Here is a 25,322-nt window from a genome sequence, read left to right on the forward strand (position 1 = left end):
ATGACTGAATCGAAATATGGTTCAGGGCTTCCGCACGCCCATGCTGCCTGCATTGTGGATGGATGCGAATTATCGGTACGATCCCGTAACAGCCACTACTGTGAAAAGCATTACATGCGCGTCCGGCGTCATGGAACGACAGAGAAGCTCAGCACAAGAAAGGATGGCAAGCTGGAGCACACTGGCGGATATCTGCTGGTGTATGCGCCCGATCATCCTTTGGCATGTGGGAGTCCTCGTGTTTACGAGCACCGGAAAGTCTATTACGACAAACATGGGGCTGGACCGTTCCGTTGTCACTGGTGTGCAAAAACCGTTGGCTGGGACACCCTTCACATCGACCACCTCGATGACTGTAAGACCAATAACGAGCCTGACAATCTTGTGCCAAGTTGCCCTGTGTGCAATCAGAAGCGAGGCGTAGACAAGATGAGAAAGACAATGCGAGAGAACTCCGACCGCAGATATACCGCTCACGGCAAGACGATGTGTCTTAACGAATGGGCGGATTACCTGGGTATTTCGAGAAACTCCATTGAGTATCGACTGAAGGCAGGCTGGGACATCAGTATGGTGTTCAGCCCTCGCATTGGTAACAGTGGTCCCCCGAGCCGGAAACTGGCGAAAATCGTGCATGAGTCGGTTAAATGATATCTGCTCTCATTTGCGCGGTCTGGGGGAGGGCGGGTAAAAACCTCAGGGAAATCACCCTAAAGGACCGCCGCCTAACCTCTTTTCACATCGCCGCAGGTTAGAAAACTTTTTTTAGGGGTCCCCCACTCGATGATTAATAGGAGTTTTCGATTATGTCTGGACCACCGAAAACCCCGACCCATCTACGTTTGGTGAGGGGTAACCCATCAAAACGCCCGATTAATGAAAACGAACCTAAGCCAGCTGCAGGGGTACCCCCAACGCCGAAGCATTTCGACAAGCAGGGGAAGTACTGGTTTAAACGGATGGCCGACGAGCTCGATGCTATCGGTGTGATGTCTCAACTGGACGCCAGAGCCCTTGAGCTGCTGGTTGAGGCTTATACCGAATACCGGCACCACTGCGACACGCTTGAAATTGAGGGGTACACCTACCGGACCGAAACACAGAGCGGGGATGTGATGATCAAAGCTCACCCGGCAGCCATCATGAAAGCTGATGCCTGGAAACGCCTTCGCGCCATGCTCGGAGAGTTCGGGATGACACCAGCCAGCCGCTCGAAAGTGAATGCAAAAGGTCCTGATGCGGTTGACCCGCTGGCCGAGTTTATGAAAGCGAGGGATTAATGGCTAAGGTTGCAGAAGGCATCCGCTACGCCGAGAGGGTGGTGGCGGGGGAAATAATTGCCTGTGAGTATGTGCGCCTTGCCTGCCAGCGTTTTCTTGACGATCTGGCACACGGCGAAGAGCGCGGTATTTTCTTCAGTGAGCCACGCGCGCAGCACATTCTGAATTTCTATAATTTTGTTCCTCACGTAAAGGGCGCGCTGGCAGGCCAGCCTATTGAGCTGATGGACTGGCATGTTTTCATCCTGATTAATATTTTTGGTTTTGTTATCCCGCTGGTTAACGAAGAGACGGGGGAAACCGTTCTGCGTAACGACGGCAGCGGTCGGCCGGTGATGGTTCGGCGTTTCCGTACAGCAGATGTTGAGGTGGCCCGTAAAAATGCCAAATCAACACTTTGCTCCGGCGTTGGGCTCTATATGGCTGGCGCTGACGGCGAGGGTGGTGCGGAGGTTTATTCCGCTGCAACCACCCGTGACCAGGCGCGAATTGTTTTTGAAGACGCGAAAAATATGGTCAAGAAGGCGAAAGCCACTCTTGGGCGGATCTTCGAATTCAACAAGCTCGCTATCTACCAGGAGCAAACGGCCTCCAAATTCGAGCCTTTATCATCAGATGCGAACAACCTCGACGGCCTGAACATCCACTGCGCCATCGTCGACGAGCTGCATGCACATAAAACCCGTGATGTATGGGACGTTCTGGAGACGGCAACCGGCGCGCGCCTGCAGTCGTTGCTTTTCGGCATTACCACAGCGGGCTTCAACAAAGAGGGTATCTGCTACGAACTGCGTGATTACGCCATCAAGGTGCTGCGTGGACTGGTAAAAGACGATACGTTTTTTGCCATCATCTACACCTTAGATGAAGGTGACGATCCCTTTGATGAAAAAGTCTGGCAGAAGGCGAATCCGGGGCTGGGTATCTGTAAGCGCTGGGATGACCTGCGCCGCCTGGCTAAAAAGGCGAAAGAGCAGGTTTCGGCCAGGATTAACTTTTTCACCAAACACATGAATATCTGGGTAACAGCTGAGTCTGCCTGGATGGACATGATGAAATGGGAAAAATGCGAGTTTATCGCCCCGCAGCACGAACTTAAAACCTATCCCTCCTGGGTAGGCGTTGACCTTTCAAACAAAATTGATATCTGTGCAGCCGCTAAAGTCTGGCGCGCGCCAGGTGGCCACGTTCATGCGGATTTTAAATTCTGGCTGCCCGAAGGACGCCTTGAGAAATGTTCACGCCAGATGGCAGAGCTCTATCGTAAGTGGGCCGAGATGGACAAGCTGATCCTTACCGACGGGGATGTAATCGACCATGCTCAGATTAAAGAAGAGCTGCAGGTGTGGGTTGCTGGCGAGAGTCTGAAAGAAATTGGCTTCGACCCGTGGAGTGCGACGCAGTTCAGCCTTGCGCTGGCAGAAGAAGGGCTGCCGCTGGTGGAAGTACCGCAGACGGTTCGCAATTTCTCTGAGGCGATGAAAGAGGTCGAAGCACTGGTATACGGTGGCCGCTTCCATCACAGCGATCACCCGGTAATGAACTGGATGATGTCCAACGTAACCGTCAAACCTGACCGGAACGAGAACATTTTCCCGAACAAGTCCACACCAGAGGCCAAGATTGATGGCCCGGCGGCATTGTTCACAGCAATGAGCCGCGTTCTGGTTAACGGTGGTAACGACCAGCAGGATCTCTCCGGATTCTTCAATAATCCCATCATGGTAGGTTTCTGATGAAAAAAAACAAACAGCCAGGCAGGGTGAAAAGCGCTCTGCTTAACTGGCTTGGTGTGCCTATCAGCCTGACTACCGGCACGTTCTGGGAGGAATGGTTTGGCACCAGCAGCAGCGGAAAGGTGGTCACGGCCGATAAAGCCATCCAGCTATCGGCTGTGTGGGCATGCGTAAGACTGTTAAGCGAGTCTATTTCAACCCTTCCGCTGAAAATATACGTTCGACAGCCTGACGGTTCGCGCAAAGCGGCAACCGATCATCCGGCCTATTCGATACTGTGCCGCCGCCCCAATTCAGAAATGACACCATCACGCTTTATGTTGATGGTGGTCGCCAGTATTTGCCTGCGCGGGAACGCCTTCATTGGGAAGAAATTCATCGCAAACCGCCTGGTTTCGCTGGTGCCTTTACTGCCGCAGAACATGGTGGTTAAACGTCTCGTGACCGGGGCGCTGGAATACAAATACACTGAAAACGGTAACGAGCGCGTCATTCCCGTCAAAAACATCATGCACATTCGCGGGTTCGGTCTGGATGGCGTTTGCGGCATGATGCCGATGAAAACAGGCCGGGATGTGATCGGTTCTGCAATGGCGGTTGAGGAGTCTGCTGCGAAGATATTTGAACAGGGGCTTCAGAGTTCAGGTTTTCTCTCCGCTGAGAATGCGCTGACAGACGACCAACGTGAAAGACTTCGTGGCTATATGGCATCATTCACCGGCTCCAAAAACGCCGGAAAAATTATGGTTCTTGAAGGCGGCCTGAAATATCAGGGCGTGACCATGAACCCGGAAGATGCTCAGATGCTCGAAAGCCGCGCATTTAGCATTGAGGAGATCTGCCGCTGGTTTCGCGTTCCGCCTTTCATGGTTGGTCACACCACGAAACAAAGTAGCTGGGCATCCAGCCTTGAGGGGATGAACCTGCAGTTTCTGACTCATACCCTTCGACCGCTGCTGGTAAATATTGAGCAGGAAATTGGCCGGTGCTTACTCGACAGCGATGATGACGTGTTCGCGGAATTCTCCGTTGAAGGACTGCTGCGCGCCGACAGCGCAGGTCGTGCTGCATACTATACCAGCGCGCTTCAAAATGGCTGGATGTCCCGTAATGACGTTCGTCGTCTTGAGAACATGCCGCCGATTGAAGGTGGCGACATTTACACCGTTCAGCTCAACCTGACGCAACTTAAAAATCTCGAAAGCAGTAACCCTGCAGTTCAGGCACTTGCCCTGCGAGAGCTGCATAACCACGTATTCCCCGATATTTCCTTTGAACAATCTCCGCTGAAACAGGCCGCTTAGGAGCAATTTCCTGATGAGCAAAAAACAACTTCCGGTAGCACCGGCGGGTCGCCCCTGCGCGCGCGTTACCTGTGAAACATTACCGTCCGCACTGGACCGCTGGGACGGCGGGATCAAAGCGGCGTCCACCGACGATAACAGCATTTCTGTTTTCGATGTTATCGGGCAGGACTATTGGGGCGAAGGGGTAACAGCTAAACGTATTGCCGGTGCGCTTCGGGCGATGAATGGCGCCGACGTCACGGTCAATATTAACTCCCCTGGCGGTGACATGTTCGAAGGCCTGGCAATCTACAACCTTCTGCGTGAATACGAAGGCCGTGTGACGGTGAAGGTGCTCGGTATTGCCGCCAGCGCCGCCTCGGTCATTGCGATGGCCGGGGATGATATTCAGATCGGTCGTGGTGCCTTCCTGATGATCCACAACTGCTGGGTCTACGCGATGGGTAACCGCCATGATTTTGCTGAACTGGCACAGTCACTGGAACCCTTCGATACCGCTATGGCTGATATCTACGCGGCGCGCTCCGGCCTTGATATGGCCGCCGTGCAGAAGCTGATGGACGCGGAAAGCTATATCGGTGGCAGTGATGCTGTGGCGAAGGGACTGGCAGATAGCCTGCTTTCTGCTGATGCGGTCAGCGACGGCGACGAATCGCCTGCAGCCGCGCTTCGCAAACTTGATGCATTGCTGGCCAAGACCAACACCCCGCGCTCTGAGCGCAGAAAACTCATTAAAGCCTTATCCGGTGGCATGCCTGGCGCTGTCACCACCAACGACGGTACGCCGGGCGCTGCCGAAGACATCAAACCTGAAACCATCAATTCACTTGAAAGCGCCCTGGCGGCGTTAGTCAAATAAGGACCCTTTATGTCTGAAGTAAACGATATTCTGAAAAAAGTCACTGCCAGCATTGAAGAAGCAACCGGCAAGTTCAACGCGAAAGCAGAAGAAGCCGTCAAAGAATCGCAGAAGTCTGGCAAGCTGTCAGAAGAAACAAAGGCAGCCGTCGATAAAATGGCTTCTGAGTTCAACGCCCTGCGTGAGGCAGAAAAAACGCTGAAGGCAGCGATGGGCGAACTGGAGCAACATGTTGCCCAGATGCCGCTGGCAAACGCGAAGCATGTTGTGGAATCAATCGGCCAGCAGGTGATCTCTGCTGAAGCGCTGAAAACCTTTGCTGCAGGTATTGAAGGTGGCAAACGTATCAGCATCCCTGTGAAGGCTGCTTTGACTTCTGCGGATGTTACTGATGGTGTTGTGGAGCCTCAGCGCCTGCCGGGTATTGATACGGCGCCGAAGCAGCGTCTGTTTATCCGCGATCTGATTGCGCCTGGTCGCACTTCTTCCCCGGCTATTTTCTGGGTGCAGCAGACGGGCTTTACCAACAACGCGAAAGTGGTTCCTGAAAATACGCAGAAACCATACAGCGAAATTGAGTTCACGCCGAAAATCACTGGCGTCAGCACCATCGCCCACCTGTTCAAAGCATCTAAGCAGATCCTTGATGACTTCGCACAGCTGCAGTCCACCGTTGATGCCGAAATGCGCTACGGGCTGAAGTATGCAGAAGAGCAGGAAATTCTCTTCGGTGATGGTACCGGCGTTCATCTGCATGGCATCGTTCCTCAGGCGTCGGCGTTTAATCCAGCGTTCACTGTCGAACAGCAGAGCGGGATTGATGATCTGCGTCTGGCAATGTTGCAGGCGCAGCTGGCGCGCTTCCCTGCATCCGGTCACGTTCTTCACTTCATTGACTGGGCGCGGATCGAGCTGACAAAAGACAGCCTGGGCCGTTACATCCTGGCTAACCCGGCGGCACTGACTGGCCCGACTCTGTGGGGTCTGCCGGTTGTTGCAACGGAAGCGGCAGCCTTCCAGGGTAAATTCCTGACCGGTGCATTCAACGCTGGCGCGCAAATCTTCGACCGCGAAGATGCGAACGTGGTGATCTCCACGGAGAACGCCGACGACTTCGAGAAAAACATGATCACCATCCGTTGCGAGGAACGTCTGGCGCTGGCCGTCAAACGCCCTGAGGCATTTGTATACGGTGCATTCCGCACTGGCGCTGGTAGCTGATGAAATAGCGGCCTTCGGGCCGCTTTTACAGGTGGGAAAATGAAACTGATTGCACTTAAACCGATTTATTTCGGCGGTACCGTCGTTACTGAGGGGCTTCCGCTGGAAACTCTGGAACAGCACGGTCGCGAGCTCATCAAAAAAGGCTATGCGATGCTCGATGAATCAGAAAATCCTGCAGAGCAGGAACAGCAGCAGGAACAGCAGCAGGAACAGCAGCAGGAACAGCAGCAGGAACAGCCGGAAGTAAAAGCGGACAAGAAGGCGAAAAAATAATGGTCGACCTTGATGTGGTGAAACAGCACTGCCGCATTGATACCGATTTTTCCGGAGACGATGCCCTGCTGACTTTATACACCGGTGCGGCGGCGCGTTACGTCCAGACATGGACAAGGCGAACGCTCTATGAAAACCAGAGCTCCCCTGGCTACGCAGATGACCCGGACCCGATTCTACTGAATGATGATGTTAAAGCGGCCATGTTATTGCTGATAGGTCACTGGTATGCCAACAGAGAATCAGTTTCCGTCGGTCAGACTGTTGCAGAGGTCCCGTTTGCAGTTGAAGCCTTGCTGCAGCCATACCGAATTTACGGGGTATAGGAGGACTTTATGCAGGCCGGAAGACTGAGAGACAGGGTGGTGGTTCAGAACCTCACAACATCCAGAGATCCTTCTGGCCAGCCTGTTGAAGCATGGCATGACGGCGCAGAAACCTGGGCAGAAGTAAAGGGCATTAGTGGCCGCGAGCTGGTAGCCGCTGGTGCTGAAACCGCAGTCGCCACTATCAGGGTATGGACACGATTTCGTAGCGATATAACTGCTGCGTCCAGACTCAGGGTTATGACTGGCGCGTTCAAGGGGGCCATTTTGAATATCATTGGTCCGCCAATCCCTGACTCTCGCGGTGTTCAGCTCGAAATTCTTTGCAAACAGGGTACCGAAAAATGATTGAGACGAGCCTCGATTTTTCCGGGCTGAATGACATCGCAAAGGATCTGGAGGCGCTTAGCCGCGCTGAAAACAACAAGGTTCTGCGTGATGCCACGCGCGCTGGCGCCGAAGTGCTTAAGGAAGAAGTGATCGCCCGCGCTCCGGTGCGTACTGGGAAACTGAAAAAAAACGTGGTGGTGGTGACCCAAAAAAGCCGTCGCCGAGGCGAAATTTCTTCCGGCGTCCATATTCGTGGTGTTAACCCGCGCACCGGGAACAGCGATAACACGATGAAGGCGAATAACCCGAGAAACGCCTTTTACTGGCGCTTTGTGGATCTTGGCACTGCGAACATGCCTGCGCATCCTTTTGTGCGACCCGCTTACGATACGCGCGAGGAAGAGGCCGCCAGCGTCGCCATTGCCAGGATGAATCAGGCTATTGATGAGGTACTGAGCAAGTGAATGAAGATAATATCTACGCTTTGCTTTCTTCCCTGGCAGAAGGGCGGGTATATCCCTACGTTGCGCCATTAGGTAGTGACGGAAAACCGTCTGTCTCGCCACCCTGGATTATTTTTTCCATCGTCGATGATGTTTCCGCTGACGTGCTGTGCGGCCAGGCAGAGAGCAGGGTTTCCATTCAGGTAGATGTGTATTCCACTACGATCACTGAATCACGCACCCTGAGAGATTTGGCGCTCGCTTCGCTTAAGCCCTTAAACCCTACAGAGGTGGTAAAAATCCCCGGTTACGAGCCAGATTATCGGCTCTACCGTGCCACCCTGGATTTTAAAGTTACCCCCTGACAATTAATTCACCCAACGAACCCGCTTAATGGCGGGTTTTCTTTTTCCAGGAGACAGCTATGTCTGCACTTTATGAAAAATCGCAGCTGACGAAGATCCTTATTTCCTCCCTGCCAGCCACCAAAGAAACGATGGATTCCGCAACCTTCCTCGATCTGAGTTGCACCATCAAAGAAATTCAGTTCACCGGTGGTCAGAAGCAGGATATCGACGTAACAACACTTTGCTCTACCGAGCAGGAGAACATCAACGGCCTGCCTTCTCCGTCAGAAATCTCTCTGTCCGGCAACTTCTACAAGAATCCGGCGCAGGACGCCTTGCGTGATGCGTATGACAACGATACGACCTACGCTTTCCAGGTCATCTTCCCGTCCGGCAAGGGCTTTAAGTTCATGGCTGAAATCCGCCAGCACACCTGGTCTTCCGGTACCAACGGCGTAGTGGCGGCAACGTTCTCCCTGCGCCTGAAAGGTAAGCCTGAAAACATCGAGTCTGGCTCCTGAGAGGTCGCATGAAGAATATTAAAAATCTCGCCCTGGCTAAGATGTCGGGTTTTCGTCATAAGACGGTCGCCGTTCCTGAGTGGGAAGGCGTCAAAGTGGTTCTGCGTGAGCCGTCTGGTGAAGCCTGGCTGCGCTGGCAGGAAGTGGTGAAAGCGGGTGCTGATGATGAAAATGTGTCGGTATCGGAAAAGGCACACCGTAATCTTTGCGCTGACGTGGTGCTCTTCATTGACGTTCTGTGTGACACCGATAAGCAACCGGTATTCAGCGTAGACGAAGAAGAGCAGGTGCGTGAAATCTACGGACCCGTCCATTCACGCCTGCTCAAACAGGCGCTTGACCTGATCAACAACGCGGACGAAGCGCGGGAAAAGTCTCAACCCCCGGCGTAAAGTTTCTGATGTCGCTTGCGCTCCGGATGGGGCGCACGCTCTCAGAGCTTCGGCAGAATATGACGGCAAGCGAGCTTCTGATGTGGATTGAGTACGACAGGCAAAGTCCGGTTGGCGATATTCGCGGTGACATTCAGGCCGCCCAGATCGTCTCTGCCATCTACGGTTCGCAGGGGGCAAAAGTACCGCTGGACGATGCGATCCTGCGCTGGGGTGGTGAGGAGCAATCAGAACCGAATGACCCGTTTGCAGGGCTTGAGGCTGCACTTACTGCCGCGACGCAGTGACTTTTGACCCAGATAATATTAGGATTCTTAGACTGATAATGCTGGGGAACCAAAATGGAAATTTTACTAGTTTCAATTGTTATAGGCTTAATTCCAGCCTTAATTGCTCAAAGCAAAGGAAGATCTTTCTTTGCATGGTGGGTGTATGGTGCTCTGCTATTTATAATTGCTTTTGTACATTCTTTGGTAATAAAGAAGGATGTTGCGGCAGAAGAAAAAGACTTAATTGAAAACGATGGTATGAAGAAGTGCCCATTCTGTGCAGAGTTAATCAAAAGCGAAGCTATTAAATGTAAGCACTGTGGTAGTGATTTAGCAGTCGATTCCCCACCGGTTAAGACTGATGAAGAATACCTCGAAGAAGCCAGGCAAAAGGTCTGGAAACAATAAAAATAAAACCGCTTCGGCGGTTTTTTTACGTCTGGAGTTAGACTAAATGGCAACTTTACGTGAGTTAATAATCAAAATTTCCGCTAACTCGCAATCATTCCAGACGGAAATTTCCCGCGCTTCACGTATGGGGCAGGATTATTACCGCACCATGCAAAATGGTGGCCGTCAGGCTGCCGCTGCCGCCCGAGAGAGCGAAAGGGCGTTATCTGATCTGACCGCTGGGTTTGCATCGGCAGGAAGAGCCGCTGCTGCTGCTACGGCCGCTTTTGCGACTGGTAAGCTCGTGCAGATTGCTGATGAGTGGAATTCAGTAAACGCCCGTCTTAAGCAGGCATCATCTTCAGCTGATGATTTTGCTGCCTCTCAGCGCCAGTTAATGGAAATCAGCCAAAGAACTGGCACCGCGTTTTCAGACAACGCAAACCTTTTTTCACGCGCAGCTGCTTCAATGCGTGAGTTTGGGTATAGCTCTGACGAAGTTCTGAAAATTACCGAAGCTGTTTCTACCGGCCTTAAACTTTCGGGGGCTAATACTCAGGAAGCGAGTTCTGTTATCACTCAATTCAGCCAGGCTCTGGCGCAGGGCGTTCTTCGCGGTGAAGAATTCAACGCCGTTAACGAAGCAGGTGATCGTGTTATCCGCGCACTTGCCGCCGGAATGGGCGTGGCCCGCAAAGACCTGAAGAGCATGGCTGACCAGGGGCAACTTACGATTGATAAGGTTGTTCCTGCATTAATGAGCCAGTTGGGCTCATTACAGGGTGAGTTTGCCAGCATGCCGCAAACAGTTTCCGGATCCCTGCAAAAAGTCACAAACTCGTTCATGGCATGGGTTGGAGGTGTCAACCAGGCTACAGGTGCTACCGATGCGCTATCTGGTGGCCTAGACGGAGTTGCCCAAACGCTTGATTCATTTACCTCTTCGGCAGTAAGCGGCGCACTAAGTGACGTTGCTGACAATATGTCAACAATTACAACAGTCGCTGGGGCGCTTGTTGGCGTGGGACTGGCACGCTACCTAAGCGGAGTTGTAACCAGTGCCACGAGTGCAACAGGTGCGCTAATTTCAGCTGCGAAATCAGAGGTTGCCCTTGCAGTCGCGCAGGATAAAGCGGCGCAGTCTGCTGTTGCGGCTTCCAGGGCTGAAGTTTATCGGGCTCAGCAAGCAGTACAGAGTTCAAGAAGTGCAGATGTTCAGGCGGCTCAGCAAGAAAAGGTCGCGGCGGCTGAAGCAAAAGTCACTGCGGCCCATACCAGACTGACTACCGCTCTTGCCAGTGGTACAGCTACGGAAAAGGTGCGAGCCAGAACAGCACTTGAACGCGCGCAGGCAGGGCTGGTAGCAGCTAAAAATGCCGACGCTCAGGCTGTCGCTGAAAGGCGTCTGGCTGCCGCTCAGGCTGCTTTAAACCGTAACATCTCAAATCGTGTTTCGACTCAAAGCAATATCAATAGCGTAACATCTGTCGGCACTCGCCTGATGAGTGGTGCGCTTGGCCTGATTGGCGGCGTGCCGGGTCTGGTGATGCTGGGAGCAGGAGCCTGGTATGCGATGTATCAGAATCAGGAGCAGGCTCGGCGTTCGGCGCAGGAATACGCCACCACGATTGATGAAGTCAGTAAAAAGTCGAAGGCAATGTCTTTACCTGAAGCTTCAGACAATGCTGAGAAAACGCGCGCAGCATTGAATGAGCAGAACAGGCTGATAGATGAACAAAAGAGCAAGATAGAAAATCTGAAAGAGCAGATAGCTGGTTATCAGTCAGTGATCAGTAATCCCGGTCCAACGACCAGCGGTGGTTTCATGATTAACCACATGACATCTTTGGATACCGTGACCCGTGGACTGGCTACAGCCACTGAACAGTTATCTGTTGAGCAGGAAAGGCTTGCCCAGATGCAGGAGAAATCTGCCTCTATCCAACAGGTTCTTGAAGGTCTTGAGCATCGGCGTGTGACGCTAATTCGGGAGGAGGCAGCGAATCAGAACCGGGCTTATCAATCACTTCTGTTGATGAATGGGCAGCACGATGAACTTAATCGATTACTCGGACTGGGTAACCAACTCCTTATGGCGCGTCAGGGGCTGGCTAACGTCCCGCTCAGACTTCCGCAGGCCGATCTCGACAAAAAGCAAACCGATGCCCTCGAAAAGAGCCGCCGGGATCTGGAGTTGTCACGCCTGAAGGGTGAGGCCAAAGAGCGCCTGCGTCTGAGTTATGCAGCCGATGACCTGGGGTTAACCAGTGATCCGCAATTCCAGACAGGCCGTCAGGAGTTGATTAATAACGGTCTTGCTGAATGGCGGAATAATGAGGCCAACAAACCTAAGGCGAAGGGCGGTAAAACCGAAGGCGAGAAAACCGAGGATGTATATAAGCGCCTTATCAAGCAGCAAAAAGAGCAGATTGCCCTGCAAGGCCAGAATACTGAACTGGCGAAGGTTAAATACCAGGTCAGCCAGGGCGAACTTGCTTCTCTGACAGAAGCCCAGAAAAAGACGGTATTGCAGAATGCTGCGCTGATTGACCAGGTTAAATTACGTGAGCAACTGCGAAATTACGAAGCCAACCTTGCCGACAGTAACGCCAGCGCCCGCGCAGCCAATGAAGCGCAACTGCTGGGATACGGGCAGGGAACCAGGTTCCGTGAAAGACTTCAGGAGCAGTTCAATCTGCGTAAGGAGTTTGAGCAGAAGAATACCGATCTTCTCCGCCAGCGTCAGGCTGGTGAAATCGACGAGACGTTCTATCAGCAGGGGCTGGCACTTAATAAGCGCTACCTCGAAGAGCGCCTGCGCGACCAGGAGGGATATTACGCAGCTTCTGATGCGCAGCGTGACGACTGGATGACGGGACTGTCTGAGGGTTATGCGAACTGGGTGGACGAAGCTACTGATTATTCTTCCATGGCCGCTGACGGCATGAAGCAGGCCATGGGTGGCGCGGTCACCACGATCACCGACATGCTCAATGGCAACGTTGACAGCTGGAAGGACTGGGGCGTGAGCGTACTGAAGATTATCCAGAACGTTCTGGTGAACATGGCTGTTGCTAATGGCGTCAGCTCAATTGGATCACTGTTCAGTTTTGGTGCCTCGTCAGCCGCAACCGCCAGCAGCGGTACCGCTATTCAGAATGCTGGCGCGAACTTTACCTTTAATGCAAAGGGTAATGTTTACGACTCTCCGTCCCTGAGCGCTTACAGCAATGGCGTTTTTCAGACACCTCAACTGTTTGCTTTTGCTAAAGGCGCAGGGATTTTCGGCGAGGCAGGTCCTGAAGCAATCATGCCCCTCACGCGGGCACCTAATGGTGATCTTGCCGTTCGCGCAGTGGGGATGCCGCAGGTCTCTGGCGGTGTGCCTTCAGTTAACTTCGGCGATATCAATATTCAGGGCGGATCTCCACAGGCGTCCAGTCAGGGTACTGCCGGAGCAGCAGGCAGGCAGCTTAAGGATGCCATCACTGGTGTCATTAACGAACAGGCCAGCATGCCGGGCTCGCCTCTGTGGCGATTAATCAAGGGAGTTTAACCATGGCAGTCGAAACCTTCAGCTGGTGCCCAAAGGTTGCCTCTCAGGTTGATACAAGTTTTCGTACCCGAAAGGCGCAGTTTGGTGATGGCTATACACAGGTGGCCGGGGACGGCATCAACCCGGTAACACCTCAGTGGAGCGTGAGCTTTACCGGCGACGAGGCTTACATTCAGGCCATTAAAAACTTTCTCAACAGACATGCAGGGTGGAAGTCATTTATCTGGAAGCCGCCGCTTGAGCCCTCAGGCTTATGGCGCGCGGAATCCTTCCAGATATCTACCCACGGCAACAAGAAATACACCCTCAGCAGCACATTCATACAGGCATACCATCCATGAGCATTTCATCTGATGTCCAGAAACTGGAACCGGGTAAGCGCGTCCGCCTGATCGAGGTGGACGGCTCAGCGTTCGGTGCGGGTATTCTTCGCTTTCACAACGAGACAATCCCGCATACCGAGGCGGAAATCATCGCCGCAGGCGGCGACGAGTCAAAACTTGAGCCGAAGTCGGTGTGGTGGCAGGGGCAGGAGTATGGCGCGTGGCCGTATGAACTGACCGGCATATCTGTAAGCAGTGACGGCCAGAGTTCACGGCCGTCTCTCACCGTGGCAAACATCAGTGGCACGATTGGCGCGCTGTGCCGAAGGTTTCAGGGGATGGCTAAGGCAAAGGTGATCATCCATGACACTTTCGCCCACTACCTGGACGCAAGAAATTTTCCTGACGGGAACCCAACTGCGAATCCCAACGAGGAGCGCAAACAGGTTTATTACATCGACCGTAAATCAGGATCAGACGATGAAACCGTAGAGTTTGAGCTTTCCAGTCCAGCCGATTTGCGCGGGCAACTCATTCCGACCCGGCAAATTCAGCCAATGTGCACGTGGTGCATGCGGGGCTGGTACAAAACGGGGAACGGCTGCACCTACGCCGGGCAAAACGGCTGGTTCGATAAAGACGGCAACCGGGTGGACGATCCTTCACAGGATGTTTGCTCCGGACTGCTGTCAACAGGCTGTAAACCTCGCTTCGGAGAGAATGAACAGCTGGATTATGGCGGGTTTCCTGGGGCTTCACTTCTGAGAGGATAATTATGCGCGACAAAACAGTTAGCGCCATTCTGGCACATGCCGCCGCATCCTTCCCTGAAGAGTGCTGTGGCGTGGTTATCCAGAAGGGGCGGGTGGAGAAGTACATCCCCTGCAAAAATAATGCTGAGTCGCCGACTGAGCAATTCGAACTCAATCCTGAGGATTATGCGGCCGCCGAAGAGCAGGGCACTGTGGTGGCGATCGTCCACAGTCACCCCGGCGACGGTGCAACAACCCAACCGAGCGAGCTCGACATGCTGATGTGTGATGCCACGGAACTGCCGTGGATTATTGCATCGTGGCCGGAGGGCGACATTCGCACCGTCATGCCTCGCGGAGACCGTCCCCTCACAGGGCGCCAGTTTGTACTCGGGTATGCAGACTGCTGGTCTCTCATCATGGACTATTTCCGCATCGAGCACGGCATTGAACTGCCCAACTACAGCGTAGATCGCCACTGGTGGGAGCAGGGCGAAAACCTCTACATGGACAACTGGTATGAGTGTGGATTCAGGGAGTTCGACGGGCCTTCCCAGCCAGGTGACATGGTGATCATGCAGGTACAGTCCGCAGTCCCAAACCACGCGGGTATTTTGCTTGAGGGTAATGTGCTCCTTCACCACATGTATGGCCAGCTAAGTCAGCGCATTCCATACGGTGGCTATTATCGTGACCGTACCATCAAAATTCTGCGCTATAAGGATTTGATGTAATGGAAAGAAAAACCGTCATTAAACTCAGTGGTTCAATGGCTCAGCGATTTGGCAGGACCCACCGCCGCGCGTTAACGTCTGCCAGTGAGGTATTCAGGGCGCTATCTAACACAATTGATGGATTTGATGCCTACCTGCGTGAGACCAGAGCGAAGGGGCTGGACTTTGTCATCTTCCGAAACCAAATAAACATAGGAAAGGAAGAGTTTGATCTTCTTGGACCTGGCGATGAACTTCGCATTATCCCTGTAATACGCGGCAGTAAAAGGGCTGGCCTCTTTCAAATTGTTACTGCCGCCGCAATTGCGGCTTTTACCTGGTGGAACCCAATAGGATGGGCAGCAGGTACACAAATGGCGCTATATGCCGCAGCTGGTTCTATGGCTGTGGGTGGTGTAGTGCAAATGCTTTCCCCTCAGGTTGCTGGTCTGAGGATGCGACAGGACCCAGATAATAAGCCTTCCTATGCGTTTGGCGGACCCGTCAATACTACGGCATCCGGTAACCCCGTTCCTTTGCTTTACGGACAGAGGGAAATAGGCGGTGCGATTATCTCAGCCGGGATTTATGCAGAAGATCAGCAATAAACCAAACTACCCATTTCAAGCCACCTGACGGTGGCTTCTTTTATGGACGCGATATGACGACGACGATCATCAAAGGCCGCGGTAAAGGTGGCAGCAATCAGACCCGAACACCCGTTGAAGCACCGGACAGCATTCAGTCCATTGCAAGGGCAAAGGTGCTGATTGCGCTTGGAGAGGGTGAGTTCGCTGGCGGGCTTGATGGTAAAAACATTTTTCTTGGTGACTCATCTTCGTACACGCCTCTTCAGAACGCCGACGGAAGTTATAACTTCAATAATGTGAAATATGAGTTCCGTTCCGGTACTCAGGACCAGGACTACATTCAGGGCTTCCCCGGCATTGAAAACGAACTTCAGGTTTCATACGAGCTGAAACAGGCTGTGCCGTACGTGCGCGCGGTATCCAACACGCAGCTCTCTGCGCTGCGAATTCGCCTGGGATGGCCAACTCTTTTACTCCAGAAAAACAACGGTGATAAAGTCGGCACCCGCGTCGAGTATGCTATCGATCTGTCGGTCGATGGCGGGCCGTATGAAACGGTGGTTAACGGTGCTGTTGATGACAAAACCACGTCGCTTTATGAGCGCAGTCACCGCGTTAACCTTCCAAAATCCTCGACTGGCTGGCAGTTACGGGTTCGCAGAATCACGCCGGATTCCACGAGCGTGAATATCGTGGACACCATGCGCGTTGTAGCTGTAACTGAAATTATTGACGCCAAACTTCGCTACGTTAACACAGCGCTGCTGTATGTAGAGTTTGACGCAAAGCAGTTCCCTAATGGCATTCCTCAGGTTGTGTGCAATCCGAAGGGGAGAATCATCCGTGTACCTGATACCTACGATCCTGAAACCCGCACTTACTCTGGTACATGGGAAGGTGTGTTTAAATGGGCATGGACGGATAACCCCGCCTGGATTTATTACGACATCATTCTGAACGAGCGTTTCGGGCTGGGGCAAAGAATCGATGCGACTCAGATAGACAAGTGGGAACTTTATCGCATCGCCCAGTATTGCGATCAGCTGGTACCAGACGGCAAGGGCGGCAGCGGGACGGAGCCGCGTTTTCGTTGCAACGTTTATATCCAGGACCGTAATGACGCCTGGACCGTACTTCGTGATCTGGCGGGTATATTTCGCGGCATGACGTACTGGGGTGACAATAAGATGTATGTCCTGGCTGATATGCCCCGCGATGTGTGGCATATCTATAACCACGCCAGCGTAGTTGAGGGTAAATTTACCTTTGCGGACCCGAGTGAAACCACCCGAAACACTGCCGCGCTGGTGAACTGGTCAGACCCTGCCAACCACTACAAAGATACGCCTGAGCCTGTTTACGATAGCGATCTGGCCATGCGCTTCGATTATCGTCAGCTCGAAATGACTGCGATCGGCTGCACCAGGCAGTCAGAGGCAAACCGGCGGGGGCGCTGGGCGCTGCTTACCAACGGTATCGGCGAGGTGGTGACCTTCAGCACAGGCATGGACGTCCCCCCTGTTGGTGAGGTGATCGGCGTGGCTGCTAACGAGCTGGCCGGAAGAACTATCGGCGGCAGGGTGAGTGCGGTTAACGGCCGCAACATAACCCTCGATCGCGCTGCTGATGTGAAAGCCGGTAACAGGCTGTTTTTGAATCTTCCGTCAGGCACAGCTCAGGCCAGAACCGTCCAGGCCGTTAACGGAAACACAGTCACTGTCATCACACCCTACAGCGAAACGCCGGAGGCTGAATGTAACTGGGGTGTGGACTCTGACGATCTGTTTATAGCGCTTTTCCGTGTTACGGGAACGCGGGACAACAACGACGGTACTTTCGAGGTCACCGGGACGACTTACAACCCTGATATCTATTCCGCTGTTGATACCGGCGCAAGACTGGACGAGCGGCCAGTCAGTGTCATTCCGCCAGGGGTTCAGGCTCCCCCAGGAAATATCGTCGTAGACAGTTACTCTACGGTTAACCAGAACATTGCGATTACCACCATGCGCGTTGCCTGGGATGCTGTTCAGGGTGCAGTTGCGTACGAGGCGGAATGGCGGCGTGACAGCGGCAACTGGATTAGTGTGCCCCGAACGTCTTCTCTCGGCTTTGAAGTGCAGGGTATCTACTCGGGTCGCTATCTGGTCCGCGTCAGGGCGGTGAACGCCAGCGACGTTTCATCAGTGTGGGCGACATCACCAGAAGTAAATCTTACGGGTAAAGTGGGCAATCCACCGAAGCCGGTTGGCTTCATCGCTTCTGAAAATGTGGTTTTCGGCATCGAGCTAAACTGGGGATTCCCGGCGAATACCGACGACACGCTGAAGACGGAAATTCAGTACAGCCTGACCGGTTCTGAAGACGATGCGATGCTGCTGGCCGATGTGCCTTACCCGCAGCGCAAATATCAGCAGATGGGCCTTAAGGCTGGGCAGATTTTCTGGTATCGCGCGCAGCTGGTGGACCGAACCGGCAACGAATCAGGTTATACCGAATGGGTGCGAGGACAGGCCAGCATCGATGTTTCCGACATCACAGACGTGATCCTGGAGGAAATTAAGGACTCCGATACGTTCAAAGACCTGATCGAGAACGCGGTGGACAGCAACGAAAAAATTGCTGGCATGGCTGACGAAATCAAAAACCATGCTGACGAACTCGAGCAGCAGGCGAAAGACATCCAGGAGAACGCTGACGGGCTGGCTCAGGCCGAAGTGAAGATAGACGAGATCTCTGTGTCGATGGACGGCATGACGGGAGGTGTGAAGAACTCGGCAATTGCGATAATCCAGGCCAATCTCGCTCAGGTGGCCACGCGTAAAACGCTGTCGGCATCGGTAGCCGGTAACAGCGCGCAGCTGGACCGCATTGATGAGGTGATCGTCACTGACAGGGAGGCAACGGCACGCGCATTGCTGAGCCTGCAGACGAACGTCAACGGCAATACGGCATCCATCAACAGTCTGAGCCAGACGGTTTCGAATTACCAGCAGACCACGGCGACGCAGATAAACGCCATCACTGCGACCATAAACGGAAATACGGCGGCGATAACAACGAACGCCCAGGCAATTGCGAACGTAAACGGCCAACTCAGCGCGATGTACAACATCAAAGTTGCGGTAACGAGTAATGGCCAGTATTACGCCGCAGGCATGGGGATCGGGGTGGAGAATACGCCATCAGGGATGCAGTCGCAGGTAATCTTCCTGGCCGACCGTTTTGCCGTCACTACGGCAGCAGGAAACAGCGTGGCGTTGCCATTTGTGATCCAGAATGGTCAGACGTTCATCAGGGCCAGCTTCATTCAGGACGGTACCATTGAGAACGCCAAAATCGGTAACTATATCCAGTCGAATAACTATGTGGCTGGCTCGGCAGGCTGGAAACTTGATAAAGGCGGCACCTGGGAAAACTACGGCAGCGACGGTCAGGGAGCAAGAAAATCCACCAATGTCACTGACAGTATCAGGGATTCAAATGGCGTGCTCCGCGTGCAAATCGGCAAACTTACAGGGGTGTTTTGATGTCATGGGGTATACAAACATGGGATGCGTCGGGTAAACCCAACAACTACGGTATCAAGCCAGTTTCAGTTGTTGGGCGTATACAGCTGGCTGCCGGACAAAACTCCGGCAACTGGTCTTTCGCGGTGCCCTCAGGAATGAAGGTCGGCTTTGTGCTCACACTTGATGAAGGAGGAAGCAGCGTAGGGAGGCGCATTGTCGCGTCAGGGAACACAATAACTGTAACTGCTGCCTCTTCTGTAGGCCTGGGAAATTACCCGGCCTCTAAGTGTGAGGTGATCGTTTTCATGGAGAAAGCATAGTGTCTGACTTTGGCGCAATGATATTAATGGAGAACGGCAATCCCTTTGTTACACCACAATCAACGCCTTTCTGCCTCTACGGAAAATACTCCTTCAATTCCTCAGCTAATGGCAGCTCTCAGCAGGTGGCGCAATATCTTTCGGTTCCTGACGATTATCCGGTAATGGTCTTCATAAAAACGACTAATACTGCGCAGCCGACTCCGGCCATGTCATATCGGATAGGAGGAAATGTCTATATTAGTGGCGTAAATCCCTATAACCAGGGCTTTACGCTGACAGCATATGTATTTGCAATTTTTCCGCAAACACTTCCCGCGTGGGGATTTGCTATCTGGGATGCCTCCGGGAAGCTTGTTCTGACGAACGAATCAAGGGTGCTTTCTGATCTTCAAACAGTGGGCACGCCAGGTGCAAGCGGCGGGATTAATATTGACCAGACGCTGAGCGGGTCATGGGCTGTTGCGCCTGCACAGCTTGGGCAGACCATCGTTGTGAATAACTCCACCCAGCCTCCGACCATCTACACCATCAATGCTTATTCGGCTTGCAGGTTTGACGGGACTAATACGAGGATAAATGCAGGGGGAACCTCCACCGGAACAGGTTCTCCGGGAGGGGGAACGAATACTGGCATTTCCTTGACCGCGATAAATACAGCGGCCTATGACTGATTGATCGTTTTGAGCGATCAATAACAAATAATTGATCTATCTAATCAATTATACCCGTTTCTTTCATGTTGGTATTGTCTAAGTTCATGAATACCTCTGGATACCATCAATATGATTAAGCTACTTATCTGCATGGCTGGCGCTGTCATGCTTTCAGGCTGCGCTGGAGTAATTGAGAAACAGGAACCAATTTGCAGCGGAACGGCCATCGTTGGCGGTCAGGAAAATACCGTCCAGATTTACGGTGTTCGTAAACAAAATAACCAGACGCAGTACCGAGCCGGTGATCCCTTTAACTGGCGCTGGGTAGGTGCAAATACATTCACTGGCACTACCTGTAAATAACCCACCTCATTCGAATACAACTTCGCTCCGGCGGGGTTTTTTGTTGCCTGGAGAAAATATGCTTTATAACACTGGCACCATTGCTATCAACGGAAATACCGCCACCGGGACGGGTACAAACTGGACGGCACCCGCCAGCCAGGTTCGCGCTGGCCAGACGATTATCGTCATGTCGAGCCCGGTACAAATTTTCCAGATCTCAAGCGTGGACAGTTCCACCTCAATGACGGTTACACCTGCCGCCGCTCCGGCACTTAGTGGCCAGAAGTATGGAATCCTGGTGTCCGACAATATCTCTGTCGACGGACTGGCACAGGCCATGTCGCAACTCATCAAAGAGTATGACGAGAATATTGGCGCGTGGGAGACGTTCGCCACAACCTCAGCCAATCAGAGCATCACTGTAACCATCAACGGCACCTCCGTAACCATCCCTGGCATCGGTAAGCTGGCACAGAAAGGGAGCAACGGCGCGCTAGCTGTCGAAGACGGCGGAACCGGGGCAACCACGGCAGAAGGCAGTCGCACAAACCTCGGTTTGGGAAACAGCGCCACCAGGAGTGTTGGGACGGTAACTGGTACCGTAGCTGCTGGCGATGATTCTCGCATCACTGGTGCCCTTCAAAAAACTGGCGGGACACTAACAGGTCAGCTGAATTTGAAAAGCGCGCCAATCGCTGCCGATGCTAACTCTGTTATTTCTGCCAACGGTGGGCTTGATGTTGATCTTTCTAAGGGGTTCGTTTTAAAAGGAAAGGTGCAGCAGGGGGCAGGTAGGGACAATAATATACTTACAATCTCGGGTGATGGAGATACGCCAACAACAGGATATGTAGGCGCATTTCAGTACAAATGGTACAGCGATAGCTGGGTTGCGGGTATTACTCGAGGGTCTGGAACGGACACTCTGGCTTACACAATTTACTATTATGGACCAGGCACTACAAAATACTGGGCATTCAATTACGATGGTTCTGCTACTTCGCAAGGACCCTGGGTTAATGGTTCTGATGAACGTCACAAGTCGAATATTGAGGCGGTAGCGCAACCTCTTGCTGCCATACTCTCTCTTCGCGGGGTTACTTATAATATTAAGGATGGTGGTAGGGGTGTCGGGCTCATTGCTCAGGATGTAGAAAAGTGGTGTCCTGATGCTGTCAAAACATACGGAGACCGCAGGTTTAGCGACGGCACGGTGATTGAGAATTTTAAGTTTCTCGATACATCAGGCGTGGCTGCCGCGTACCATACTGAAGCAATCAAAGAACTATTTAACCTGGTGGAACTGGCGCTTAACGATCCGGACAAGGCTCGTGATGTTATTAAAGCGGTGAAAGCTGCCTCTGAGCTTAGCAAGTCAGGTTCGTAAATAATTTACGCAGGCACCAGGTGAGGAAGCCGCCTCCCATTGTATGCAAGAATGGGCGGCGGCTGATTGCTCAGTGTTCATGCCCGAGCAAACGTCGGGAATATTACCCGAACAATATCTACAGGCCAACCTGGCGAACGGTCGGGAACTCTGAGACCAGCCACATATCGGACTCTTCAAACATTTCCTCCAGCATGCGGTTCAGTTTTTCCCGATCGCTTTTGCTGGCATCGCTATTTAAGGCGTTTGCCTGCATCGGCTTCACCTTCACTTCGGCATCAGGGAAAATCTGGTGCACCCGCTTCGTCAGCTCGGCCAGTATGATCTCTCTGGCCCCTTCGAGCCCCTCAACATTACGCTTGTCATAAATCAGTTCTACGAACATACGTGCTCCGCTAACTACTGTTTTAATATACAGTATTTTTGCTTTGGCAGTTTTGTCTGTCAAGGCATCAACCATTTGTTTTTAAATTTTGGGAAATTTACTGCGGGTGAGCATGCTGCCTTTTTGGCGTGTAGGGCCGATGCTGCCTGAGGTTGGCTAAAATTATCTGTGGGGCATGGATGGGGCAAAAGTGGTCTGTGAAGTTCGTTAAAGTTCGTTAATCAACCTTTATCTCGATCTCTCTCATCCCTTGTTTAAAGCGCTCCTGGACGATCTTTATCGATTTTAAAAACTATGAGTTCATATTATACAAATGTAGCAAAAAAGGGTTTTGACCCTGAAAAGATGAACATTCTGCATAGCGCGATTTGCGCAACAGGAATATATTGAAACGTTACTCGACAAACGATGCATAAGGTTTTCTATGACACAACAGCCACAAGCCAAATACCGCCACGACTACCGTGCGCCGGATTACCTGATTAGCGAAATCGATCTGACTTTTGACCTGGATGCCACAAAAACCGTTGTCACGGCGGTGAGCCAGGTGACGCGCCATAGCGCAACTGCGGTGCCGCTGCGTCTGGATGGTGAAGACCTGACGCTGGTCTCCCTGCATATTAATGATGAAGCCTGGTCGGACTATAAAGAAGAAAACAACCAGCTGGTCATCGACAACCTGCCGGAACAGTTTACGCTGCGCATCGTGAATGAAATCAGCCCGGCCGCCAACACCGCGCTGGAAGGGCTTTACCAGTCGGGCGTGGCGCTGTGTACCCAGTGTGAAGCGGAAGGGTTCCGCCATATAACCTGGTATCTCGATCGTCCGGACGTCCTGGCGCGCTTCACCACCAAAATCATCGCCGATAAAACCCTGTATCCCTTCCTGCTCTCCAACGGTAATCGCGTAGGCGAAGGCGAGCTGGAGAATGGCCGTCACTGGGTGCAGTGGCAGGATCCCTTCCCGAAACCGTGCTACCTGTTTGCGCTGGTGGCGGGGGACTTCGACGTGCTGCGCGATACATTCAAAACGCGCTCAGGCCGCGAGGTGGCGCTGGAGCTGTTTGTTGACCGCGGCAACCTTGACCGCGCGCCGTGGGCGATGACCTCTCTCATCAACTCCATGAAGTGGGACGAGGAGCGTTTCGGCCTCGAATATGACCTCGACATTTATATGATCGTCGCCGTCGATTTCTTCAACATGGGCGCAATGGAGAACAAGGGCCTTAACGTCTTTAACTCCAAATACGTGCTGGCTCGTACCGATACCGCAACGGACAAAGACTACCTTGATATCGAACGCGTTATCGGCCACGAATATTTCCACAACTGGACCGGTAACCGCGTCACCTGCCGCGACTGGTTCCAGCTGAGCCTGAAAGAGGGCCTGACCGTCTTCCGCGATCAGGAGTTCAGCTCCGATCTGGGTTCACGCGCGGTGAACCGCATCAACAACGTGCGTACCATGCGCGGCCTGCAGTTTGCGGAAGATGCCAGCCCAATGGCGCATCCGATCCGCCCGGATAAAGTTATCGAAATGAACAACTTCTACACTCTGACGGTGTACGAGAAGGGCGCTGAAATTATCCGCATGATCCACACCCTGCTGGGCGAGGAGAACTTCCAGAAAGGGATGCAGCTGTACTTCGAGCGTCATGACGGCAGCGCGGCCACCTGCGACGATTTTGTGCAGGCGATGGAGGATGCCTCTAATGTCGATCTCTCTCACTTCCGCCGCTGGTACAGCCAGGCCGGGACGCCAGTTGTCACCGTCAAAGACGATTACAATCCGGAAACCGAGCAGTACACCCTAACCATCAGCCAGCGCACGCCGCCGACGGCGGAGCAGGAAGAGAAATATCCGCTGCATATTCCGTTCAGCATCGAGCTGTACGATAACGAAGGCAAAGTCATCCCGCTCCAGAAGGGAGGCCACCCGGTACACCACGTGCTGAACGTGACTCAGGCCGAGCAGACCTTTATCTTCGATAACGTCTACTTCCAGCCGGTGCCTGCGCTGCTGTGTGAATTCTCCGCGCCGGTGAAGCTGGAATACAAGTGGAGCGATCAGCAGCTGACGTTCCTGATGCGTCACGCGCGTAACGACTTCTCCCGCTGGGATGCGGCGCAAAGCCTGCTGGCGACCTACATCAAGCTCAACGTAAACCGCCATCAGCAGGGCCAGCCGCTGTCGCTGCCTGTCCATGTGACTGACGCGTTCCGCGCGATCCTGCTGGATGAGAAGATTGACCCGGCCCTGGCCGCTGAAATTCTGACCCTGCCGTCAGCGACTGAAATCGCCGAGCTGTTTGACATCATCGACCCGATTGCCATCGTGGCGGTGCGTGAAGCGCTGACCCGTACGCTGGCTGCAGAACTGGCCGATGAGTTCCTCGCCATTTATAACGCCAACAAGCTTGACGCTTATCGCGTAGAGCACGCGGACATTGGTAAACGTTCTCTGCGCAATACCTGCCTGCGCTATCTGGCGTTTGGCGAAACCGAGCTGGCGAACACTTTGGTGAGCAAGCAGTATCACGAAGCGGATAACATGACCGACGCGCTGGCCGCGCTGGGCGCAAGCGTTGCCGCCGAACTGCCGTGCCGCGATGCGCTAATGCAGGAGTACGACGACAAGTGGCATCAGGATGGCCTGGTGATGGACAAGTGGTTCATCCTGCAGGCGACCAGCCCGGCGGCTGATGCGCTCAGCAACGTGCGCAGCCTGCTGAAGCATCGCTCCTTTACCCTGAGCAACCCAAACCGCGTGCGTTCTCTGATTGGCGCATTTGCCAGCAGTAACCCGGCGGCGTTCCACGCCGAAGACGGCAGCGGTTATCAGTTCATGGTGGAAATGCTGACCGAGCTGAACAGCCGTAACCCGCAGGTGGCGTCGCGTCTGATTGAGCCGCTGATCCGTCTGAAACGCTACGACGCGAAGCGTCAGGCGAAGATGCGTGCCGCGCTTGAGCAGCTGAAAGGGCTGGAGAACCTGTCTGGCGATCTATACGAGAAGATTGCTAAGGCGCTCGCCTGATGTAAAAAATGCCGGTGGGCAGGTAAACGCAAAACGGCAATCTCGGTTG

General features: G+C 53.2%; 26 protein-coding genes and 1 pseudogene. 26 read left to right on the forward strand and 1 reads right to left on the reverse strand.

The window, feature by feature from the left end; all coding sequences use genetic code 11:
- From ACMWLG_RS01155 to ACMWLG_RS01275, 25 genes and pseudogenes are all read left to right on the forward strand, one after another.
- Entirely contained in the window at nucleotides 1–651 is a 651-nt protein-coding gene (locus ACMWLG_RS01155; protein ID WP_052952341.1) for an HNH endonuclease, read from the forward strand.
- 155 nt (nucleotides 652–806) lie between these two features.
- Nucleotides 807–1,280, forward strand: a complete 474-nt coding sequence (locus ACMWLG_RS01160; RefSeq protein ID WP_032636952.1) for a phage terminase small subunit P27 family — start codon at nucleotides 807–809, stop codon at nucleotides 1,278–1,280.
- Nucleotides 1,280–3,016, forward strand: a complete 1,737-nt coding sequence (locus ACMWLG_RS01165; protein WP_042889604.1) for a terminase large subunit — start codon at nucleotides 1,280–1,282, stop codon at nucleotides 3,014–3,016. The genes ACMWLG_RS01160 and ACMWLG_RS01165 overlap by 1 nt, the downstream gene beginning before the upstream one ends.
- Nucleotides 3,016–4,320, forward strand: coding sequence for a phage portal protein (locus ACMWLG_RS01170; protein ID WP_045619491.1), 1,305 nt, complete (start codon nucleotides 3,016–3,018; stop codon nucleotides 4,318–4,320). The genes ACMWLG_RS01165 and ACMWLG_RS01170 overlap by 1 nt, the downstream gene beginning before the upstream one ends.
- A gap of 13 nt (nucleotides 4,321–4,333) precedes the next feature.
- Nucleotides 4,334–5,182, forward strand: a complete 849-nt coding sequence (locus ACMWLG_RS01175; protein WP_045619490.1) for a head maturation protease, ClpP-related — start codon at nucleotides 4,334–4,336, stop codon at nucleotides 5,180–5,182.
- 9 nt (nucleotides 5,183–5,191) lie between these two features.
- The gene (locus ACMWLG_RS01180; protein WP_045619488.1) at nucleotides 5,192–6,403 is read left to right on the forward strand and encodes a phage major capsid protein; all 1,212 of its coding nucleotides are present in this window, start codon (nucleotides 5,192–5,194) and stop codon (nucleotides 6,401–6,403) included.
- A gap of 39 nt (nucleotides 6,404–6,442) precedes the next feature.
- Nucleotides 6,443–6,679, forward strand: a complete 237-nt coding sequence (locus tag ACMWLG_RS01185; protein WP_045286828.1) for a hypothetical protein — start codon at nucleotides 6,443–6,445, stop codon at nucleotides 6,677–6,679.
- Complete coding sequence (locus tag ACMWLG_RS01190) at nucleotides 6,679–7,005, forward strand: head-tail connector protein (RefSeq protein ID WP_045286829.1); 327 nt, start codon at nucleotides 6,679–6,681, stop codon at nucleotides 7,003–7,005. The genes ACMWLG_RS01185 and ACMWLG_RS01190 overlap by 1 nt, the downstream gene beginning before the upstream one ends.
- A gap of 9 nt (nucleotides 7,006–7,014) precedes the next feature.
- Nucleotides 7,015–7,353 (forward strand): phage head closure protein, encoded by a 339-nt coding sequence (locus tag ACMWLG_RS01195; RefSeq protein ID WP_045286830.1) that lies wholly within the window; start codon nucleotides 7,015–7,017, stop codon nucleotides 7,351–7,353.
- Nucleotides 7,350–7,799 carry an HK97-gp10 family putative phage morphogenesis protein gene (locus tag ACMWLG_RS01200; protein ID WP_045619484.1) on the forward strand — a complete coding sequence of 150 codons (450 nt, stop codon included), beginning with the start codon at nucleotides 7,350–7,352 and terminating at the stop codon, nucleotides 7,797–7,799. The genes ACMWLG_RS01195 and ACMWLG_RS01200 overlap by 4 nt, the downstream gene beginning before the upstream one ends.
- Nucleotides 7,796–8,143 (forward strand): DUF3168 domain-containing protein, encoded by a 348-nt coding sequence (locus tag ACMWLG_RS01205; protein ID WP_045619482.1) that lies wholly within the window; start codon nucleotides 7,796–7,798, stop codon nucleotides 8,141–8,143. The genes ACMWLG_RS01200 and ACMWLG_RS01205 overlap by 4 nt, the downstream gene beginning before the upstream one ends.
- A 59-nt stretch (nucleotides 8,144–8,202) precedes the next feature.
- Nucleotides 8,203–8,622: pseudogene (locus ACMWLG_RS01210) on the forward strand (phage tail tube protein); the annotation flags it as partial.
- Nucleotides 8,623–8,654: 32 nt separating this feature from the next.
- Nucleotides 8,655–9,038, forward strand: a complete 384-nt coding sequence (locus ACMWLG_RS01215) for a phage tail assembly chaperone (RefSeq protein ID WP_001549114.1) — start codon at nucleotides 8,655–8,657, stop codon at nucleotides 9,036–9,038.
- 8 nt (nucleotides 9,039–9,046) lie between these two features.
- Complete coding sequence (locus tag ACMWLG_RS01220) at nucleotides 9,047–9,325, forward strand: DUF4035 domain-containing protein (protein WP_032624421.1); 279 nt, start codon at nucleotides 9,047–9,049, stop codon at nucleotides 9,323–9,325.
- A gap of 54 nt (nucleotides 9,326–9,379) precedes the next feature.
- Complete coding sequence (locus ACMWLG_RS01225) at nucleotides 9,380–9,715, forward strand: zinc ribbon domain-containing protein (RefSeq protein WP_016240210.1); 336 nt, start codon at nucleotides 9,380–9,382, stop codon at nucleotides 9,713–9,715.
- Nucleotides 9,716–9,761: 46 nt separating this feature from the next.
- The gene (locus ACMWLG_RS01230) at nucleotides 9,762–13,253 is read left to right on the forward strand and encodes a phage tail tape measure protein (protein ID WP_045619478.1); all 3,492 of its coding nucleotides are present in this window, start codon (nucleotides 9,762–9,764) and stop codon (nucleotides 13,251–13,253) included.
- Between the two features lie 2 nt (nucleotides 13,254–13,255).
- Complete coding sequence (locus ACMWLG_RS01235) at nucleotides 13,256–13,594, forward strand: phage tail protein (protein WP_022648745.1); 339 nt, start codon at nucleotides 13,256–13,258, stop codon at nucleotides 13,592–13,594.
- Complete coding sequence (locus ACMWLG_RS01240) at nucleotides 13,591–14,349, forward strand: phage minor tail protein L (protein ID WP_006809150.1); 759 nt, start codon at nucleotides 13,591–13,593, stop codon at nucleotides 14,347–14,349. The genes ACMWLG_RS01235 and ACMWLG_RS01240 overlap by 4 nt, the downstream gene beginning before the upstream one ends.
- 2 nt (nucleotides 14,350–14,351) lie before the next feature.
- Nucleotides 14,352–15,062: a C40 family peptidase gene (locus ACMWLG_RS01245; protein ID WP_022648744.1), complete on the forward strand. Its 711-nt coding sequence runs from the start codon at nucleotides 14,352–14,354 to the stop codon at nucleotides 15,060–15,062.
- Nucleotides 15,062–15,649, forward strand: a complete 588-nt coding sequence (locus tag ACMWLG_RS01250) for a tail assembly protein (protein ID WP_001549121.1) — start codon at nucleotides 15,062–15,064, stop codon at nucleotides 15,647–15,649. The genes ACMWLG_RS01245 and ACMWLG_RS01250 overlap by 1 nt, the downstream gene beginning before the upstream one ends.
- A 53-nt stretch (nucleotides 15,650–15,702) precedes the next feature.
- Nucleotides 15,703–19,161 (forward strand): host specificity protein J, encoded by a 3,459-nt coding sequence (locus tag ACMWLG_RS01255; RefSeq protein WP_414762938.1) that lies wholly within the window; start codon nucleotides 15,703–15,705, stop codon nucleotides 19,159–19,161.
- Complete coding sequence (locus ACMWLG_RS01260; protein ID WP_022648742.1) at nucleotides 19,161–19,463, forward strand: hypothetical protein; 303 nt, start codon at nucleotides 19,161–19,163, stop codon at nucleotides 19,461–19,463. Before ACMWLG_RS01255 ends, ACMWLG_RS01260 begins: the two co-directional genes overlap by 1 nt.
- Nucleotides 19,463–20,137: a hypothetical protein gene (locus ACMWLG_RS01265; RefSeq protein WP_022648741.1), complete on the forward strand. Its 675-nt coding sequence runs from the start codon at nucleotides 19,463–19,465 to the stop codon at nucleotides 20,135–20,137. The genes ACMWLG_RS01260 and ACMWLG_RS01265 overlap by 1 nt, the downstream gene beginning before the upstream one ends.
- 111 nt (nucleotides 20,138–20,248) lie before the next feature.
- A complete protein-coding gene (gene cor, locus ACMWLG_RS01270; RefSeq protein WP_022648740.1) occupies nucleotides 20,249–20,482 on the forward strand; it encodes a phage exclusion lipoprotein Cor in 234 nt (77 codons plus the stop codon).
- Between the two features lie 58 nt (nucleotides 20,483–20,540).
- A complete protein-coding gene (locus ACMWLG_RS01275) occupies nucleotides 20,541–21,851 on the forward strand; it encodes a tail fiber domain-containing protein (protein ID WP_045619475.1) in 1,311 nt (436 codons plus the stop codon).
- A gap of 118 nt (nucleotides 21,852–21,969) precedes the next feature.
- Here the strand turns inward: ACMWLG_RS01275 and ACMWLG_RS01280 are convergent, their stop codons facing one another.
- Nucleotides 21,970–22,236, reverse strand: coding sequence for a DinI family protein (locus tag ACMWLG_RS01280; RefSeq protein WP_045619473.1), 267 nt, complete (start codon nucleotides 22,234–22,236; stop codon nucleotides 21,970–21,972).
- A 424-nt stretch (nucleotides 22,237–22,660) separates the two neighbouring features.
- Between ACMWLG_RS01280 and pepN the strand changes: the two genes are divergently transcribed.
- Nucleotides 22,661–25,273, forward strand: coding sequence for an aminopeptidase N (gene pepN / locus ACMWLG_RS01285; protein ID WP_045619471.1), 2,613 nt, complete (start codon nucleotides 22,661–22,663; stop codon nucleotides 25,271–25,273).
- Nucleotides 25,274–25,322 lie beyond the last annotated feature (49 nt).

The sequence above is a fragment of the Enterobacter sp. 01-M-02-SI-ECC genome (genome assembly GCF_047530595.1).
In the GTDB taxonomy this organism is placed as follows: Bacteria; Pseudomonadota; Gammaproteobacteria; order Enterobacterales; family Enterobacteriaceae; genus Enterobacter; species Enterobacter cloacae_M.

Coding starts and splice junctions, on each gene's coding strand:
- ACMWLG_RS01155 (WP_052952341.1), top strand. CDS start 1: ATGACTGAATCGAAATATGGTTCAGGGCTTCCGCACGCCCATGCTGCC.
- ACMWLG_RS01160 (WP_032636952.1), top strand. CDS start 807: ATGTCTGGACCACCGAAAACCCCGACCCATCTACGTTTGGTGAGGGGT.
- ACMWLG_RS01165 (WP_042889604.1), top strand. CDS start 1,280: ATGGCTAAGGTTGCAGAAGGCATCCGCTACGCCGAGAGGGTGGTGGCG.
- ACMWLG_RS01170 (WP_045619491.1), top strand. CDS start 3,016: ATGAAAAAAAACAAACAGCCAGGCAGGGTGAAAAGCGCTCTGCTTAAC.
- ACMWLG_RS01175 (WP_045619490.1), top strand. CDS start 4,334: ATGAGCAAAAAACAACTTCCGGTAGCACCGGCGGGTCGCCCCTGCGCG.
- ACMWLG_RS01180 (WP_045619488.1), top strand. CDS start 5,192: ATGTCTGAAGTAAACGATATTCTGAAAAAAGTCACTGCCAGCATTGAA.
- ACMWLG_RS01185 (WP_045286828.1), top strand. CDS start 6,443: ATGAAACTGATTGCACTTAAACCGATTTATTTCGGCGGTACCGTCGTT.
- ACMWLG_RS01190 (WP_045286829.1), top strand. CDS start 6,679: ATGGTCGACCTTGATGTGGTGAAACAGCACTGCCGCATTGATACCGAT.
- ACMWLG_RS01195 (WP_045286830.1), top strand. CDS start 7,015: ATGCAGGCCGGAAGACTGAGAGACAGGGTGGTGGTTCAGAACCTCACA.
- ACMWLG_RS01200 (WP_045619484.1), top strand. CDS start 7,350: ATGATTGAGACGAGCCTCGATTTTTCCGGGCTGAATGACATCGCAAAG.
- ACMWLG_RS01215 (WP_001549114.1), top strand. CDS start 8,655: ATGAAGAATATTAAAAATCTCGCCCTGGCTAAGATGTCGGGTTTTCGT.
- ACMWLG_RS01220 (WP_032624421.1), top strand. CDS start 9,047: ATGTCGCTTGCGCTCCGGATGGGGCGCACGCTCTCAGAGCTTCGGCAG.
- ACMWLG_RS01225 (WP_016240210.1), top strand. CDS start 9,380: ATGGAAATTTTACTAGTTTCAATTGTTATAGGCTTAATTCCAGCCTTA.
- ACMWLG_RS01230 (WP_045619478.1), top strand. CDS start 9,762: ATGGCAACTTTACGTGAGTTAATAATCAAAATTTCCGCTAACTCGCAA.
- ACMWLG_RS01235 (WP_022648745.1), top strand. CDS start 13,256: ATGGCAGTCGAAACCTTCAGCTGGTGCCCAAAGGTTGCCTCTCAGGTT.
- ACMWLG_RS01240 (WP_006809150.1), top strand. CDS start 13,591: ATGAGCATTTCATCTGATGTCCAGAAACTGGAACCGGGTAAGCGCGTC.
- ACMWLG_RS01245 (WP_022648744.1), top strand. CDS start 14,352: ATGCGCGACAAAACAGTTAGCGCCATTCTGGCACATGCCGCCGCATCC.
- ACMWLG_RS01250 (WP_001549121.1), top strand. CDS start 15,062: ATGGAAAGAAAAACCGTCATTAAACTCAGTGGTTCAATGGCTCAGCGA.
- ACMWLG_RS01255 (WP_414762938.1), top strand. CDS start 15,703: ATGACGACGACGATCATCAAAGGCCGCGGTAAAGGTGGCAGCAATCAG.
- ACMWLG_RS01260 (WP_022648742.1), top strand. CDS start 19,161: ATGTCATGGGGTATACAAACATGGGATGCGTCGGGTAAACCCAACAAC.
- cor (WP_022648740.1), top strand. CDS start 20,249: ATGATTAAGCTACTTATCTGCATGGCTGGCGCTGTCATGCTTTCAGGC.
- ACMWLG_RS01275 (WP_045619475.1), top strand. CDS start 20,541: ATGCTTTATAACACTGGCACCATTGCTATCAACGGAAATACCGCCACC.
- ACMWLG_RS01280 (WP_045619473.1), bottom strand. CDS start 22,236: ATGTTCGTAGAACTGATTTATGACAAGCGTAATGTTGAGGGGCTCGAA.
- pepN (WP_045619471.1), top strand. CDS start 22,661: ATGACACAACAGCCACAAGCCAAATACCGCCACGACTACCGTGCGCCG.